This window comes from Maridesulfovibrio sp., assembly GCF_963678865.1.
Classification (GTDB): domain Bacteria; phylum Desulfobacterota; class Desulfovibrionia; order Desulfovibrionales; family Desulfovibrionaceae; genus Maridesulfovibrio.
This window is the reverse complement of the sequence record NZ_OY787459.1, coordinates 512435-529092: the sequence shown is the minus strand read 5'-3', so window position 1 is coordinate 529092 and position 16658 is coordinate 512435. Positions and strand designations below refer to the sequence as shown.

Sequence of the window (16658 nt, the reverse complement as noted above, 5' to 3'; positions counted from 1 at the left end):
TCTTCTGTTTCAAGAGGAAATGTCAGATCAAGTCGGAACTAATACACTTAATTCCAGCTCGTATGCTTCTAACTCTCGCTTATGCTCTTTAAATGCAGCATTCTCTTGCTCATGAATTGGTTTTAATATGGCATTTGAGCACGGACTTTTACCCATGCCCGACCGCGCTACCAGTCCCCAATATAGATTCGGGTGCGTGATCCAGCTTGGTTTAATTTCAAGGCCTCTGGTTCTTCCGACTGCTGCACCGATCACAGCAAGAAAGGTTACGGCAGGAACGGCAAAAGGAACCGTAAAGGCTGAAGCTGCTACGGATAGCGAGTCTTCAACACTGGCCGGGAGAACTCCTTGCGGGAAAGAGGTTGGCGAGGGGAGCAAGTTACTCCCCTCAAAAGCCATGGACGCCATATTAGACATGTTAGGCTTCGCTCTGATTTGGGAGTTCATCAATCAGTCTGCGAATATCACAAACACGCCATGCTGTTGTGCGTTCAGTGAGTTTGACCGGCTTCGGGAATCTGCCGGTCTGGATACCTTTCCACCACGTTGTTTTAGATACCGGGATGACCTTCAGGACATCTACAAGTCTCACAAAGCCCGTATTAGGCAAGTGGTATGAAGTCTGGTTTGATTCGGTTCTCATAAGCTTTCCTCCGTTTTTTGACGTTTGAGGAAAGCCTACAAGAATCGGATTTGTTTTCTAGACGGGTTGAAGGGGTAAAAGGGGGTAGAAAAATATAAGTAATTGTTTTTATGGTTTTTATTTTTAAAGAATTTGAGTCTTAAATATCTATTTCGAGGCTTTTTTACCCCTTCCTGAACCTCCTGTCATATCTTTAACCGTGACCGGAACACATCTCCATGACTCTCTTAAAGCTGAACCAAAAGGTTCTCCTTTTACGTTTTTAATTTCATTGAAATTTGGATAGTGCGATATCACTCTGGTAAAAAATTGTTCTTTTTCGATTATGATAGGATGGCTTGAATTAACTGTGTTTTCACGAATAATATCCCCCATAGCAGTGCATGCAGGGATAAACCATTTTTTCCATTTATTTTTGCTTATGATGTCTTCTTGTTCGGCGAGTTGTGTTTCTAAGGATTTAATCTTTTCCTTAAGAACTAAAGTTTGTTCCAGATCTTCCACTGTGTTTTCTTTCGTATTCTGTTGGGCATCATGAAGTTCGCTAAGAATAAATTTTTTAGTACTAGAAAGAACTTCCAGTTCATTTTCCAAATCTGATATCTTTTTATGGTTTCTGATGATTACTATCGCGTAGCAGATAAATATTGCTACCAGCATTGCGATTCGGATAAACCATCCGAAAAAGATTTCTTCACCAATGGATAAAAATGATACTCCAATTGCTGTATACAGCATGAAAATTGGAAAAATGTCTTTTGCAATGTCTTCTTTTTTATCAATTAACTCTAAAAATGATCTCATACTAACCTCCAGTTTTAATTGATCTCTGGGATTTCTTCTTCATTCTTCAAAGCATCTAAATAATCAGCCCACCATTGCATCATTTTACGTCGCTCTGGCAGATAATCGGCATGGTTGTATGCTGCTCGTACGCTGTTACCTTCAACGTGAGCTAGCTGTCTCTCAATCACATCTGGTTTCCAACCATTCTCGTTTAAGTTTGTCGACGCCATTGAGCGGAATCCGTGACCAGTGATTTCTTCTTTGCTGTAGCCGAGACGGCGCAGGGCACCATTAACGGTGTTTTCACTCATTGGGTATGCTTGGCTGCGTACGCTTGGAAATAAAAACTCACAATCACCGCTAAGGGGCTTAAGTTCATATAAAATTTCTAAGGCTCGCCGGGATAGCGGCACGATGTGTGGACGGCGAGCTTTCATTTTGCCCGCAGGGATTCGCCATTCAGCTGCTTCGAGGTCAATCTCACTCCATAGACCATGTCTAAGTTCTCCGGGGCGGACGAAAACTAACGGAGCCAGTTGCAAAGCGCACTTGGTTATGTGTCTGCCTTCATATTCATCAATACTGTTGAGTAGGGGACCGATTTGTTTAGGGTCAGTGATTGAGGCCATGTGTTTGTGCTTTACTGGCGGAAGAGCACCTTTAAGATCTGAAGTAGCGTCGCGAGTCGCGCGGCCGGTCGCTACGGCATAACGTAAAACCTGACCGAGAATGCTGCGTACACGGTGGGCTGTTTCAAGCGCACCCCGGCTTTCAATTCTTCTGAGGACTTTTAAGATATCCGGCGGTTCAATCTCACTGACAACCATTTTGCCGATCCAAGGGAAACAGTTCAGTTCAAGACGTCTGATAACTGTTTGGGCGTGTCCAGCGGTCCAAGTACTTTTGAATTTGGTGTGCCATTCGCGGGCGATTGATTCAAATTCATTTTCTCCACTTGCCGCAGCTTGTTGGTCCTTTTTGTATTCGGAGGGGTTTATACCACGTTCTAGAATTTTACGTTGCTCGTCTCGCTTGTCTCGGGCTTCTTTTAGACTGGTCGCAGGGTAGGAGCCTAAAGACATCATTTTTTCTTTGCCGTTAAAACGAAATCGGTATCTCCACAGTTTTGTGCCGGAGGGTGTGATTTCGAGACAGAGCCCATTTGAATCTCCGAGGCGGTATAATTTCTTTTTGGGTTTTGCGGCTTGAATCTGCTTTACGGTAAGAGCCATGCGGGTTCCTCCTTTTTGCGGGTAGATTGGATGAGTATTTGCGATATACTCGATCGTCTACCCATATCAAACCACGGATGTCAACGGGGTTAAGCGAACTATAACGAACGTAGAAGAAACGAAAAAACCCTTGCTATTCGTATGAATAACAAGGGTTTAGAGTTCTTTGTGAAACTGTATGGGACAGTATGAAATCAATGAAATGGTGGAGGCGGGGAGAGGCGATACACATTTTTAAAAATGTATCAATATATTGGTTGCATGGATGTTACCGCACTCCATTTTGTACTTCTTATTGTACTAAACCGCCCTCTATGTCAATTCGATTCCTGAATGAGGATTCGAATTAATTGTTATGCAGGTCATCCTAGGTAAATTTGGATGTGACAAATATAATCATTAGGTGTATGCAATAAATCTACAGAGCCAATTTCAAGGCTGGTATGATTAAGTCTATATTAAAAGGCGGTTAAAGGCAGGGGCGGGGAAAGCTAGAGTAACCCGACTTCTTGCAGCAAGGCTGTGGGGCTGGCGTTAATGGCTCTACAGATATGGATAAACTCCACAATATCTATACGCCGTTCATTGCTTTCGATCTTTGAGATGAACGACTGAGGTTTGTTAAGGCGTTTGGCTAGCTCCTCTTGTGTAATATCGGCCTTTTTGCGGGCTAGTCGAAGCGAAGATATAAGATCATTATATTCAGGCGTGTAGATTGATTTCATTTCTTCTCTCTTGTGGTTAAGAGGGAAGTTTAAACGCCGGAATGAAATATCCCAAAATGGGATATAAGAAGGTTTATTTGAACTGTTCAATGGAGGGGGTAAATATGAAGGAGATGAAAATTATATCGCTGGTGGCTCTTCTTGGCTGTCTGTGCGTGTTTTCGGGGTGTGCTTCATCTGGTGCTATAGGGACTTTGCCTGAAATAAAGAATGTAAATTCGGCAGGTGAAGTTTATGTAATCCGGGAAAGTAGTATTGTAGGTGCAGCTATAAGTTATGTCGTGACTGTTGACGAAAGTGATATTTTTGAGATCGGTTCAGGCCAATATACAAAATTCAAGTTGAATCAAGGACGGCATACTATTGGGGTGAAATGCTTTGGTAGTTGGACTCCTACCATTAAGGAAGAATCTATTCAGGTAGCAGTTAAGGCTAATGGGAGTAGCTTTCTTGTAATTGCTCCTAATGCTCGTTGTGCAGGGATTAGGCAAATAGATAGCAGTACGGGGCAAGCAGAGGTTAAATCCAGTAAGTATGTGCCTTTTGTTGGAGTGAATGAATAATGAAATTCAAAAATCCTTCAAATGGCTATGTTGAGGAAGTGTCTGATAATGTTGGCTGGATAGTGCTTTTGTTCGGTCCATTTTATTTCGCAGTCAAAGGTGTATGGACTCATTGCGCTGCTAGTTTAATTATTGCCTTTTGTACTGGCGGTATTTCATGGTTAATTTACCCTTTTTTTGCGAAATCAATAATGGAGAATCACTATCTAAAAAATGGGTGGAAGTGGACAAATGAGAGAGGTCATTCAGGGTATGTCCGGGAAGAGACTGAAATAGTAAATGTCGTTGCTACATGTTCTGAGTGTGGAAATGAAAAAAATGAAAGTTCAGAATGCTTTGAATCAAGTTGGTGTCCTTTCTGCAAAACGAAGTCAGCTAATATTAATTTTAAGTGTAGTGAATGTGGATACGATCTTGAAAAAGGGGCTAAGTACTGCAAGGGATGCAAAAAGGTATTGAGTGCATTTTCGGATGAGTATGTTGATATGAATGAAAAAAATAAAGTTCTGTCAGATAGTCGAGAATGCCCTTATTGTTTTGAAGTAATAAAAGCTAAGGCTATCAAATGTAAGCATTGTGGGTCCGAAGTAGAGCCTATATAGCGACCATTATTATAAAAAAAAATGAGACATAGTGATACAAGGCTGCATCTCGGGCTAAGGTCCGAAAGTGAAGATGCAGCCTTGAGGCATATATAAACGCACCACAGAAGGGCATTACATAGGAAGCTAGCAAGTCAGCAAGGAAAGAGAGGAGCGGCACTTTCCCAAACTTTCTACGCTATTATAACATATTCAGAGAATTATTTCAAGACAAATATAGATAAATCTATTTAGATTATACCTATGATTTGGTTGGTTTTCATAGATTGGTATTATTTAGGTAACTATTAAAGAGTTACAAGGGAAGATATTAAGTAATATGATATGTTAAAAAAAAAAAAAAAAAAAAAAAAACATAGAATATATAAAGACTGTAATAACAGAAATAACAATATATCTCATTACTAGGCCAATTAGTTTATCATACAGCGAGTGAGTGCTTACAAAATAAGGGCTAGCGAGATTTTAAGAGGCTATTTTTTGTCTACAGCAAGAGCAATCCCTACAACAGCCTCAGAAGCTTCCTGCATGGTCTTTCTTAAAGTCTCCTCATGTCTTTCCTGAACACAAAAAGAGTCATGCACGGGTATTGCTGGGATATTCATCTCCGCTAACTTGAGTAACACTATTTCTGCTATGTCCGAATCAATTCGCTGAAGTCTTGTTCCGTCTCCGGTTCCAAAGCTCTGTTTAATTGGAGCATGATATTTTTCCATAGTGTCATAGGCCTTAGTGTACCACTCCTTCTTTCGGCTTCCAGCTGCTATCTTATCGCCCAGAGTCAATGCTTTTCCCCTGTAGCCAGCGAAAGCCTCTTCCTTGGATCTGGCATTTAGTGCCATGTTGAAAAGCAGCTTCATGGACTTCCGGTTTCGTCTCCGTTCTTCCTCAGAGTTGTAATCGAGAATTTGGTAAGGGTCTTTAGGGCATTCTACTCCAGCTTCGTGGTATAAGATTGTTGGGTGCATTGCCTTGAAGTCTAATTCCACGGTTGGCTCATCGTTAATCAGTATATGCTTTCTGAGCGAGCTTGGAGCATTTTGGGGCCAAATACCATAGAACCTTCCACCGTGTTCAAAATCGACATTAAATACCCTGTGAAGCTTTGTCTTAAGAGGATTTGGCGGGTAAGTCGTCTGCTTGCGAGTATTTTTACCCTTTTTCTTCTTTTTGCTTGGGGCCGCCATTTTCTTGATAATATATTCCTGAATGAACTCTTCCTCAGTTATATTGAGGGTCCATTTGGCCTTGCTATGGAATTCATTTATCAGATCGACATTCTTCTTGAATGGCTTGGCATTTTGGGCGTGCTTGCCTGCTTTGATGTTGATATTCTCTTTGTTTGCCCTTCTAAGATATACAGGTTGGTGCTCTGGAACAATCTTAGGCAGGTCAATAATCATAGAGCTAAACATCTCTTGAAGTTTTTCGGTCGCAATTATCCGTGTAAAGTGTCCTTTTTGTGTTTCTCGGTTGAAGCTACCTTTGTGGGCCTCTATCAATCCTTTAAGCTCCAATAATTTGATAGCGTTCGAGACTCCTTCGCGGTTAAAAAATAATCTACCTAACCGTTCACTCTTCTTGTAGCGATCTTTTGCCAGAGGAACCGCAATGTAAAGACGTTTGGATATTCTCCATGCTACAAACAGGTTCAGGACAACCGAATTGAGGTTCTTCTTGTTCTTTTCGATAGATTTACTTATCTTGCCAATGAGACCAGAAGGTGCATCTCTGCGTATCTCCTCCACAAAAGAGTTTAGCCCTTTGAATTCTGCCCTATTATATGCATCTAGTAGTATGCTGAAGTTTAAATGCTTCTCCTTATATTTTGTTTCGTCTTCGATGAAAAGTCTTTCCATTCATATTCCTCTTCTTATGGTTTGAGTTGTATTTTGTTTCGCCTCCATATAGCTAGTTATTTAGTTAAAATTGTCAATAGTAGCCATTGAAATATATCACGTAATAGGCCTATTTTTTGTATATTGCATTCAAGTTGACAATTACTGTGTCTCATAAATTTATTTATATGCTCTAAATATGGTGTTTTACATAGAGTCTTCGGCCTAGAATCCATTTTTACTATAAAGTCGACCTATGGGTCCAGATTGATACTAACAACGCTTAAAATTTTTTAAAACACGTAACTATGAGGGTTCCACTTTTTAAGGAGATTTTTATCAGATCGGATTCAGTTTTCAAAAGACTAGATTTAAGTCTTTTACTCTTCATGGAGGTTCGACCATGAAAATACGTTTCGACTTGTACTGCTGACCCTGCGATCAATAGAGATACCCCCCTGTAGTAAATAATACTAAGGGGGGGGGCAGGGGCTAGGCGTTGATGTTTTTATATATCGTCTGGCGGGAAACACCGTATTCATTTGCTAAGTGGGTTACTTTTTCCCCTGCATTCATTCTTTCCTGAATCTCTGATACTTGTGAAGAGCTTAAGGCTTTCTTACGGCCCTTGTACTTCCCTGCTTGCTTGGCAATAGCAATTCCTTCTGCTTGCCTTTCTCTGATAAGGTTCCTTTCGAATTCACCAAACGCTCCAAGCATCTGAAACATAAGCTTTTGAAGTGAGGATACTTGCCCGTCAAAGGTTAGATTCTCTTTATGAAAATGAACAGATATTCCCCTTGCTGAGAGGCTTTCGACTATATCTTGTAAGTCCTTCAGGTTGCGAGCCAGTCTATCAATGCTATGGACGTGCAGCGAATCACCTTTTCTCAAATATTCAAGGCATTCAGTAAGTGCAGGGCGGTTTGTATCCTTACCTGAAACCTTGTCTTTGAATATTTTATCAAGCTCAATTTCGTTAAGCTGTCTTTCGGTGTTCTGAAGCAAGGAACTTACCCTAATGTATCCTATTCTCTGGCTCATGCTTAATCCTCCTTAAGTGTGTTAATAAGAAGTCTAGGACTTAAGCTGACACTTGTCAATAAAATACGAAAACAATTCTAAACTGACACTGTTTGGTGTTTTTAGGTTGTCAACTTAGAGTTTACCCCAGAATGACAGTGTGAATGTGATTGTCTGTTGGTGACACAAGTTTAGTATTTCGTGCTACTTGAGCTTGTGTTGGTAATATTGTATACCATTTTGGTATGATTTAAGGTGTAGGGGGGAGCAAGGACAGCCGTGGCGTGATTGGACTTTGTTTATACTCTGCCCGCGCGTTATTATGTGTAAGGGTTAAGGGGAGGGGATGATATCTTTTCATCGTCTTGAATCCTTATTTGCCAAGTACATGTTTAGATTTCTTTAAGTGTTTCAAATTTAAGTCTTGGTCAAAGCTGATATTACAGACGATTTCTTCGAATACGGTTTTGATTTCGTAGGCTTTGCCGTATCTATCTAGTGTCATTGAACCTAATGAATGCCCGTCAAACTCATGTAAGAGTTTGGAATCAACAAGTTTTTGCTTGAGGTGGTTGATTAGTGTGTGCCGGAAACTGTGAAAGTCTTTTTTCGCTTCATTGTTAGACGGTTTGATTCCGCATTTTATTTTGTATCCTAATGAGTTGCTGGAGTTGCCATTGTACCAACGACTTATCCTTTGTCCATATCCGTCTCTTCCTCGATTTATATCAGGAAAAAGTCGTTTCTGTTCTGAATCTCGTAAGCGTTGGGCAAATGCTGGTAGATTTAATTCTTTTGATAAGAAGTTGTGCATTGGGATTTTGCGCTTAGCATTCTTAGTTTTTATTTTTTTATCATATGTACTGTCATTAATATCAAAATACCAAATATCATCTTCTTGTTTGATGTCATCAAGATACAACTGAGCTATTTCCGTTTGGCGCATGCCTGTAAATAGGGCAATAGGAATCGCCCAGAACATATAAGGGTATGTGAAATTATCGTTTACGTATTGCGGTGAGTCAAAAAGTTGTTGAAGCTCTTGATTGGTATATACTTCTCGTAGGTCAGAATCTTTTGTTTCAATTTTCAGTTCTAATTTTTCTGCTGGATTAATTTGCATACTTTGAATTTTAACAGCAAATTTGAATAGCGATGACATTCTATTCAGTTTTTTGTTAACAGTGCTGGGTGACATTGTTACGTCAATTTGCATGCTTAAAATTTCGTGTATTGATTTATCTCTATACTTCCGTGACTTGTTAATATTCGGCGGAAGCATTAACAGTGCATCTCTATATCTTGTCATGAGTTTATAGTTTATGTCTGCACATCTAATGTCTTGACCTGCGAACTCTATGAATGTCTTATAGCAAGCAATGTTCTCTTGTTTTGATTTTTCATTCCACCTGCCTGTCTTGGTACGGTCCTCGACGTAAGCATCTACAACTTCTTGCAGCAAGGGTGAGTCTGGTTCATTTATTTGAGGTTGTTGCTTAGGTAGATATTTTTTTGGTGTTATTGGACATTTGCCTTCTCGCTGGTCGCAAATAAAACGAGCTGCATCAATTCTTGCTACAGAAAGATTATTCAGAAAGCTTCCATTAAAATCTTTATCATTCAAACGATGGCCATTATATTCAGCAGACATCTTTACATCTGTAATAAGGCGGTCAAAGTCTCTTTTATTGTGACTTTCGATGGCTGTTTCTAAATCCATCTCTTCGCCATGATTTCTGAAAAGATTAATTAGAGGTGTTGGGTCAGCTGAAAATATTTCACAAGTCTCTGTAATAAGAGGGTAGTTGTTGAAATCGTCATCAAGAATCTTGTCATTCATTTCGATGAGATATTGAAAGTACTGGGTTATGATTTTCTTTTTCGTTTCATCTGAAAGTGTTGATTTCGCCATTATCGCCCTCGTATATTGGATAATTTTTTCAACTTTTTCACCCAATACCAAAGACTTGCGCCTTGCTTCAAGCTTATTTCCAGTTTGAAGGCTTTTTTTAATTTCACGTTTACCAAGGTAGGGGCGCAAAGGGGCGGGTATAACTTTTCTATAATGGTAGGTGTGACCCTGAAGGCATAAAAAAAGGCCCATAATAAATCCTTTTTGTACTAACCTTTGTACTAAAAGTTAGCTTAGATTTACCATGAACCAATTTAAAACTGAAAAAGTTCAGTTATTTCAATAGGGTGGTGGAGGCGGGGAGAGTCGAACTCCCGTCCGAGAATGCTCCACCAAGGCATCTACAGGTTTAGTTCAAGTATTGTATCTCGCCCGTATGAACGCCCCTGAACAGGCAACATATGAGCCAGCGCGTGCTAGGTTCTCGCCTCTCTACGGACGTGCAACGCAGAGATAGCCAGCCTGATAGGGTTGTTGTCAAAGCTAATATCAGACATCAAAGCTATGACATGGCAAGCTTAATTAAGCTGCCATTGCGTAATCGTAATTGTCGTTTGCAATTATGATTGTGCCGCTTTTTACGTGGCCAGCGGCGCCACGACCTGCAACCTTGGCTTCATTCACCCCCGTCGAAACCAATGCGCCCCCATTTTCAAAGAACTTCTTCCTACTTATATGATATACACGCAGGAAGATGATGCAAGGTTTACAGAAAGATAATTCTTCTAAGCCCTGCAGGTGAAGAACGTTTAGTTATAGCATTACCGGACAGTTGGCAAGTGCTGCACGAGTAGTTTTTATTTTTCCCAGCCTTCATCGCAGGGGCCGCAAAGTTCAGAGCATAAGGATGTCCCCTGTGGATCATAGCCACCCTTGCGTACTTCACCTGTCAGTTCATCGCGGCAGGAATATTCCATTTCATATTCGCAAACCCAATCTGAAAGCACATCTCCGTTAATATCAGTACATTTAATTTTGGCTGTCCCGAAATTGACCCTTTCGTCAATGCAACCAGGTCCGTCGTCGCATTTAAAATTGGAGGTATCTGCAATTGCAGTTGTACTGATCAAAACGATGGTCAGGATAAGTAGGATTAGGGGAGTCCTTCTCCGGTGTTGTCTCATGGCATTTCTCTTTTGCTTAATATGCTGATGCTGTTCGCAGTAACTTGAATTTCTATAATAATATCTCTTTCTTGTCATTGCGCAAAGTGCTAAAAGCCTGATGTTGTAGAATAATAATTTAATGGAGGAACTATGCAGAATCCTTTCAAGTTTTATATTTATGAGGAAACAGCTTACATCTATGACACCAATCAGAAACGGATATTCATGATGGGTGTGGATGAGAGCGCTGATGTGGCTAAGGACATGGAGGCCAAGGTTTTGGAAAACGGTGAAGAAGTAGATAAAGAAAGGGCTTGGGAAGTCTCAGGTCTGGATAAACTTCAGCCGGTATAAGCTTTTTAGCTAGTGCAGTTGGCTGTCGTTTCCTGCATGACAGCCTGAAATGCCCTGACGCATTCCGGGCATAACTCATTGGGACATATATTATCGATAAATTCCATCGTTTGCTGATGAGTAAAAGCTTTTTTGTAAGGTCGGTCTGTTGTCAGGGCATCATAAACATCCGCAGTTGAAATGATACGTGCCCAGAGCGGAATCTTGTTGCCGGAAAGACCATGCGGATAGCCTGTTCCGTTCATCTTTTCGTGATGATGAAGCACAGCCGGGATGATATCTTCCATACTCGGGATAGGGCTAAGGATATCAGCTCCCAGAACAGGGTGTTCTTTGATTTTGGCAAATTCATTATCAGTAAGAGGTCCGTTTTTAAGCAGTATGTCGTCGCGAATGCCGATTTTACCTAGATCATGCAGTCTTGCAGCAAATGCGATACGTTCTCTTTCAGATTCCTTTAAACCGAGCTTCTTGGCTATGCTGACGGATAAATTAGACACCGTATCTGAATGTCCCTTGGTGTAAGAATCCCTTGCTTCAAGGGCCTGAATCAGACTGGTGATGCTGCCCATGAGCAACGTGCGTTCTTTCTTAAAAAGCTCACGTTGTTGTAAAATAATCTGAAAATGGTCACTGAGCAGCTTTTCGGCAGTAATCACTAACTGGTCAATATTGAATGGCTTGACTAAAAACGCTGCAGCCCCTTTGTGCAGCAGTTCGCGCATGGTTCTACGGTCTGAACCGGAGCTCATGATTACAAAAGGAATATGTGAAAGTCCGGGATGGTTCTGCACTTTCTCGCACAGTTTAATACCATCCATAACCGGCATATTTATGTCGGAAAGAATCAGATGCGGAGCTACTTCGCTGACCATTTCAAATGCTTCTAATCCATTGCGTGCTGTGATGACTTTAAATCCTGCTGAAGTCAGGCCGGATTCCACAACGTTTAGGATGTATTTTGAGTCATCCACAACTAGAACAAGTTTGTCGCGAAGAAGTTTGGCACGATTCAGAATTTCTCTGATATAGGGCAGTAAATCTTTCCGGGCTTTGTTCTTGGTAACATACGCAGCCGCTCCTACTTCGAATCCTCTTTCGATTTGTTCATGTCTCTCGTTGCTGGAAAGCATGATTACAGGAGTCGATTGCGTGTCCGGGTTTTTTTTGATTTCTGTGCAGAGCTGGTAGCCGTCAAGACCGGGCATTGTTATATCCGTGATTACAAGATCGTAATGCCGTTCACGGGTATAGTTGAGCCCCTGAAGGCCGTCAGCAGCCTCAGTGACGTCAATTGAGTACTTCTTTAATTCCGAACTTATGACAGATCGGATAGTTTTGCTGTCGTCGACAATCAAAACCTGAGGATTAAGCATTCATGCTCCGTTTGTCTTTTTACAAATAAAACAGTATTTTATGTTTATTTTGTATATCTGTACAAAAAGTCATAATGAGCTTGAGGATAAAAGTAAAGGCCGGCAGCTAGATGCTACCGGCCATAAATAATAACCAGCTTGCAAGCAGATTGTCTCTATTTATTTGCTTTTATAAGGAATCATTTCAATCCAGAGCACTGCTCCAAGCTCAACATCTTTTCCTTTTATTTTATAATCAGCATCATTCAGTGCGGCAAATCCCCACCAGCCGGCTTTGGGGCAGGCGAATGTGAATACTCCGTTTTCATCGCAAAGAACTTCTTGGGTAACCATGCACTCATAAGGAGCTTCAAATTTTGCGTCTTTGTTGTAAAGTTCAACCTCTACGCGGGTAAAGGGTGCAGGCTTACCGTCCAGCAAAACAACTCCCTGAAAAACGTTACCGGCATAGTTGCCCCAGGGGCGGGTCAGCGGGACGATTTCTGTTTTTACACCAAGGGGAGTGTTCCAGTTTTCTCCTTCGTTAAAGGCGGAGACGATGGTTTTGGTATAGTGAATAATGTAATTGTCTTCTGCAGGCTCCGGGTAGGGAACCGGTTCCATGAAGAAGGTATACATGCCCGGTCTTTTAAATTTGAATTCAGTGTTGAAGGCATCATGGCCAATGTTTTTGGTTTTTTTCAAAGAAGGCAGAAGGTCGGTCTCTTTGCCGTCATGATAAACGCTGAATTTTTTGGGTTTAACCAGATTCATACCGGCCATTTCAAAAGGATGTGAAAAAGAAAGCTCAATTTTTGTACTTTTTTGGGCCGGGGTGATAATTGAGTTTCCGGGGATCAGCATTCCGAAATGGGCAAATGCGGAACCGCAAAAAAGAAGAAGCATTGAGCAGGCCAGAGTTGAAATAAACAGTTTACGCATGGAATCACTCCGTATGAAAGGTTATGGAAAAGCTACTTTTTCCGTGCAAGAAAAAAAGCGGCTATACCGAAAAGTCCGAGGATGTATCCGATCCCCGAAAATATTTCATTAACGCCGGGGCCTTTCTCCTGCTGACTGATAATTAGTCGTTTGAGAGTCTCGACCTTGTTACTCAGCGTTTTTACCTGTGAAGAAAGTTCGGCAAGTTCAGATCCGGGGACAATTGTTGCGGATTGTTTGACTTGTGGGGCTTGAGAAGGGGAGGGAGAGTCTTCTGCAGCGGGTTGTGCGGTGGACGACTCAGGGAAAATTTCATCCGGAGTTAAAGTCCATACAGCCTGATGGCCCTCTGATGCATGCAGTTTGATTAACACACCGCTTTTTTCGGCTTTTGTTGTTTCGGGGATAGGGAAGTTGAAGTCTCCGTTGTCATCCGTAATTCCTGTAAGCAGGAGTTTGTTGCTGCCAGTACTGAAGATTTCAAGTTTTCCCTGATGTACTTTTCTTTTTTTGCTGAAATAACTTTCCGTAAACACTGTATCGCCTTCAACATAGGCAAACAGGCTTACTCTGTGGGCAAAGACCGGATGGCTTCCGATAACAAATAAAATTAGAAGCTGCATACAAAAATGTTGCTTAAACGACATTCTTTCTCCCCTGATTATGAAAAATTAAAATGAATAGCTGTATTGTGCTACTCTTTTGGTATGAGTAATACAAAGACAAGAAAATGAAGTCAATAAAGAAATAAAAAAAGCTCTTAACTTAAATATGTTAAGAGCTTTTTTTTTATTTGTTATGCTGCTAAAATCAATCAAACGTGTAGCCAATGTTGAGCGAAGTGCCGAGATATCCATTGGGATCGTCAGATTTACCCCCGATGGGAGTCGTGTAATTAATATCTCCGCCAATCGTAAAACCGGAATCGAACTTATATAATATTCCGGTTTCAGAGCCTATCAAAGGAGCTCCGTCGGAAAGATGGAATTCTGTATCGGGGTGGGAAAAGAAAGCATAGCCGCCGCTGCCGCCAATATAAGCGGTTAAATTTTTACCGGTATAATAACGGTAAAGCAGGGAGGCTGTTAATGAATAAGTACTGAAAGACTTCTTTTTGTAATCATAATCTGCTGAATCGGTTGAGTTGAGAGCATAAGAACCAGACCGTCCATTACTCAATGAATATTTGAAATCACCACCGATTCCTAGTCCTGAAGGAAAGAAATGGCGGATGCTTATTGCATCGTTTGATCCCCAATTTTCATACGGAACATTAGACTTAGGCTGCATAACTGCATGGAAACCGGAGTTTACACCGACATAGGTTTCTGATTTACGTTTTTTTGTAAAAAAACCTGTAGGTTTACGGTCTCTACGGGAATTCTTTTGTACACTGACAGCCAGATCGTAATCTTGTTTTGCCGCATCGCCGGGCTGCTGCATCCGGGGAGCCTCTGTTTGTTGAGCGGAAGTTGGGGATGATTGCTGTACAGGTTGAATACCGTGCTGTTGTGTAGTGTAGGTCTGCTGCACAGGTTGTGCTGCCGGACGTCCCGGCCATAGTCCCAATTGTTGCTGTGGAGCCTGATAAACCTGAACATATTGCACCTGTCCGGGCTGGGGCTGAGCAGGGCGGAAAGTTGGTTGTTGAACCGGTTGGGGAGCCGCAGCTTGAGCCTGTGCTGATTGTTCAGGAGTGAGCTCATTAACTATTTCATCAGCATTGGCTTCTGTTGCCTGGGCTGTATCTTGTACCGGTGCTGCCGGTTCGGTGATTTCTTTGGGTAACTCTACCGGGGACGTATCAATTGCAGGCGGAGCCTGAGCTGAGCTTTCCACAATCCCGTCATCAAGCAGTTCTTTTGAGAGGGATTTGCCGTCAACAGTAATGTCTCCAATAATGGTGCCGTCTTCGGTTTTGCTGAGTTCCCGGACTTCCACATCGCGCATCAGAACATCGTTACTGCTTTCCATACGGGCTTTGGCCGGATCCATGTTCGGCGAAGGCTTTACCCCGGCAATATTCACTTTTACAGGGGTCTGCCCATTTTTCAGAACCACGAATGTTGTGGCTCCTTCCACCGCTACTATTTTTCCCGGCCATGCGAGTGCTATGGACGGAAGCATGAGGATGGTTATGAGAAGGGTCAGTAATCTCAGCATAATTTTTCCTTTAAATTTTAAGACCATTACAAATTCAATCGGCATTTATTTAATAAACTTAACACCGAAATTTGTAATTTTGGTTAATGATAACCCGAATTGGAAATTATATGAATAAGTTTACGTTTGTGTTGGCCGGGACCGATTGTTACAACAGCAAATTAGTGATAGATTACACATAAATTCAGGAGGGCGTCATAGCTGTGTGTAATAAGATACTTTCTGTTGTGTTTATATTTATTCTGCTTTTCCCGTCCGCCCTGCATGCGAAAAAACTTGTGTTTGTTACTTTGGATACTCCACCTCAAACATTTCTTCAGGACGGCAAGCCTAAAGGCTTTCTGGTAGAAATAGTTGCTGAAGCCGCAAAGCGGGCGGGGTATGAACCGGATATACGTATTGTCCCGTGGAAAAGGGCTATGGCAATGGTTAAAAAAGGGACTGCCGATGCTATCTTTAATGCCGGATATAATGAAGAACGTAATAAATATTTGCGTTTTTCTGAAACTGTTTTGATTACGGAAAAAGTTGTCGCATTGCGCCTTGCCGGATCAAATGTGTATTTTCCCTCTGATTTTTCCGGGGCAGAAAAGTATTCAGGTGGTGTAGGCCGGGGATTCTACTATGGTAAGAAAGTGGATCAGGCCCTGAAGAAGGGAGTATTTTTAAGGATCGAAGAAGTGCCGAATATAGATCTGAATGTAAAGAAACTGCTGCTTGGCAGAATTGATTTCTTTTTTGCAGATTACTATCCGGCATTAAATTTTCTAAACGACAATAATCTACTGTATAAAGTTGAGGCCATCATTGCCCCGGAAAGCGGTTTGCCTTTGATTTATTCCAAATCGGACACATATCTTGCCTTTTCAAGAAAAAAGGATCCTGAAGCTTTTGAAAAAGTTAATGCTGAACTGAAAAAAATGAAGCAGGACGGTTCATATCAAAAAATAATTTCCAGATATATCCCCGTTCATGAAGGTTTTTAAAAGCCCGGGTTTATTTCCAACCAATGGGGTCGTAGCCTTTTTCGCGTAGGCAGCGCTCCACAAATTTTCTGTACAGGGAGTTCGGGTTATCCTGCATGGCTCCGCCTACAGCTCCTCCGGCTCCTCCTCCTGCTGCACCTGCCAGTGCTGAAGTTCCGGGACTTCCAGTCACTATTCCGATCCCCAGCCCCACAGCTCCACCTATCAGTCCTCCCTGAATTCCTGTTTTAAGGGATGTTTTCCCCTTAGAGTCTTTGCCAACGCTTTTTTCTGCAAGGGCCAGACAATATTCGATGTCTTCGGAAGATTTGGCTTCCCCGGCTTTTTTGTATTGCTCATTAGGGTAGAGCACAGGCTTTTTAGCACAGGCCGGGCAGCTCAGAAGCATAAGGGCCAGCAGAACAGGTATGGTTTTCTTAAACATAATG

At 41.7% G+C, this 16658-nt stretch carries 18 protein-coding genes and 1 other RNA gene; 4 read left to right on the top strand and 15 right to left on the bottom strand.

The features are described from left to right. Positions 1 to 27: 27 nt before the first annotated feature. From ACKU41_RS02310 to ACKU41_RS02290, 5 genes are all read right to left on the bottom strand, one after another. Positions 28 to 399: a DUF3987 domain-containing protein gene (locus ACKU41_RS02310; RefSeq protein WP_407944426.1), complete on the bottom strand. Its 372-nt coding sequence runs from the start codon at positions 397 to 399 to the stop codon at positions 28 to 30. A 19-nt stretch (positions 400 to 418) separates the two neighbouring features. After that, entirely contained in the window at positions 419 to 643 is a 225-nt protein-coding gene (locus tag ACKU41_RS02305; protein WP_136672021.1) for an AlpA family transcriptional regulator, read from the bottom strand. Positions 644 to 790: 147 nt separating this feature from the next. Continuing rightward, the gene (locus ACKU41_RS02300; RefSeq protein WP_321403858.1) at positions 791 to 1447 is read right to left on the bottom strand and encodes a hypothetical protein; all 657 of its coding nucleotides are present in this window, start codon (positions 1445 to 1447) and stop codon (positions 791 to 793) included. A gap of 14 nt (positions 1448 to 1461) precedes the next feature. Beyond that, positions 1462 to 2661: a phage integrase central domain-containing protein gene (locus ACKU41_RS02295; RefSeq protein WP_321403856.1), complete on the bottom strand. Its 1200-nt coding sequence runs from the start codon at positions 2659 to 2661 to the stop codon at positions 1462 to 1464. Positions 2662 to 3152: 491 nt separating this feature from the next. Then, on the bottom strand, positions 3153 to 3386 hold the full coding sequence (locus ACKU41_RS02290) for a helix-turn-helix transcriptional regulator (RefSeq protein ID WP_321403855.1): 234 nt from the start codon (positions 3384 to 3386) through the stop codon (positions 3153 to 3155). A gap of 104 nt (positions 3387 to 3490) precedes the next feature. On the opposite strand from ACKU41_RS02290, the gene ACKU41_RS02285 reads away from it, so the two are divergent. Next, positions 3491 to 3949 carry a hypothetical protein gene (locus ACKU41_RS02285; protein WP_321403852.1) on the top strand — a complete coding sequence of 153 codons (459 nt, stop codon included), beginning with the start codon at positions 3491 to 3493 and terminating at the stop codon, positions 3947 to 3949. Next, a complete protein-coding gene (locus ACKU41_RS02280) occupies positions 3949 to 4551 on the top strand; it encodes a DUF2628 domain-containing protein (protein ID WP_321403850.1) in 603 nt (200 codons plus the stop codon). The genes ACKU41_RS02285 and ACKU41_RS02280 overlap by 1 nt, the downstream gene beginning before the upstream one ends. A 473-nt stretch (positions 4552 to 5024) precedes the next feature. On the opposite strand, the gene ACKU41_RS02275 is transcribed toward ACKU41_RS02280, so the two are convergent. From ACKU41_RS02275 to ACKU41_RS02255, 5 genes are all read right to left on the bottom strand, one after another. Continuing rightward, positions 5025 to 6410 carry a hypothetical protein gene (locus tag ACKU41_RS02275; RefSeq protein WP_321403848.1) on the bottom strand — a complete coding sequence of 462 codons (1386 nt, stop codon included), beginning with the start codon at positions 6408 to 6410 and terminating at the stop codon, positions 5025 to 5027. Positions 6411 to 6881: 471 nt separating this feature from the next. Then, the gene (locus ACKU41_RS02270) at positions 6882 to 7433 is read right to left on the bottom strand and encodes a recombinase family protein (RefSeq protein WP_321403846.1); all 552 of its coding nucleotides are present in this window, start codon (positions 7431 to 7433) and stop codon (positions 6882 to 6884) included. A gap of 352 nt (positions 7434 to 7785) precedes the next feature. Further along, complete coding sequence (locus ACKU41_RS02265) at positions 7786 to 9516, bottom strand: site-specific integrase (RefSeq protein ID WP_321403844.1); 1731 nt, start codon at positions 9514 to 9516, stop codon at positions 7786 to 7788. Between the two features lie 96 nt (positions 9517 to 9612). Next, positions 9613 to 9972: a transfer-messenger RNA gene (ssrA, locus tag ACKU41_RS02260) on the bottom strand. Between the two features lie 149 nt (positions 9973 to 10121). Then, positions 10122 to 10448, bottom strand: a complete 327-nt coding sequence (locus ACKU41_RS02255; protein ID WP_321403841.1) for a hypothetical protein — start codon at positions 10446 to 10448, stop codon at positions 10122 to 10124. 132 nt (positions 10449 to 10580) lie between these two features. On the opposite strand from ACKU41_RS02255, the gene ACKU41_RS02250 reads away from it, so the two are divergent. Continuing rightward, positions 10581 to 10784 carry a hypothetical protein gene (locus ACKU41_RS02250; RefSeq protein WP_321403839.1) on the top strand — a complete coding sequence of 68 codons (204 nt, stop codon included), beginning with the start codon at positions 10581 to 10583 and terminating at the stop codon, positions 10782 to 10784. 5 nt (positions 10785 to 10789) lie between these two features. On the opposite strand, the gene ACKU41_RS02245 is transcribed toward ACKU41_RS02250, so the two are convergent. The 4 genes from ACKU41_RS02245 to ACKU41_RS02230 all read right to left on the bottom strand — a co-directional run bounded on the left by ACKU41_RS02245 (position 10790) and on the right by ACKU41_RS02230 (position 15244). Further along, positions 10790 to 12160, bottom strand: coding sequence for a response regulator (locus ACKU41_RS02245; RefSeq protein WP_321403836.1), 1371 nt, complete (start codon positions 12158 to 12160; stop codon positions 10790 to 10792). Positions 12161 to 12319: 159 nt separating this feature from the next. After that, on the bottom strand, positions 12320 to 13081 hold the full coding sequence (locus tag ACKU41_RS02240) for a DUF4198 domain-containing protein (protein ID WP_321403835.1): 762 nt from the start codon (positions 13079 to 13081) through the stop codon (positions 12320 to 12322). A gap of 32 nt (positions 13082 to 13113) precedes the next feature. Then, positions 13114 to 13728, bottom strand: coding sequence for a hypothetical protein (locus ACKU41_RS02235; RefSeq protein WP_321403833.1), 615 nt, complete (start codon positions 13726 to 13728; stop codon positions 13114 to 13116). Between the two features lie 163 nt (positions 13729 to 13891). Beyond that, on the bottom strand, positions 13892 to 15244 hold the full coding sequence (locus tag ACKU41_RS02230; RefSeq protein WP_321403831.1) for a hypothetical protein: 1353 nt from the start codon (positions 15242 to 15244) through the stop codon (positions 13892 to 13894). A 203-nt stretch (positions 15245 to 15447) separates the two neighbouring features. Here ACKU41_RS02230 and ACKU41_RS02225 point away from each other — a divergent pair, with 203 nt between their 5' ends. Beyond that, positions 15448 to 16230 carry a transporter substrate-binding domain-containing protein gene (locus ACKU41_RS02225; protein ID WP_321403828.1) on the top strand — a complete coding sequence of 261 codons (783 nt, stop codon included), beginning with the start codon at positions 15448 to 15450 and terminating at the stop codon, positions 16228 to 16230. 10 nt (positions 16231 to 16240) lie between these two features. On the opposite strand, the gene ACKU41_RS02220 is transcribed toward ACKU41_RS02225, so the two are convergent. Beyond that, on the bottom strand, positions 16241 to 16654 hold the full coding sequence (locus ACKU41_RS02220; protein WP_319781273.1) for a hypothetical protein: 414 nt from the start codon (positions 16652 to 16654) through the stop codon (positions 16241 to 16243). Between the last annotated feature and the right edge of the window lie 4 nt (positions 16655 to 16658).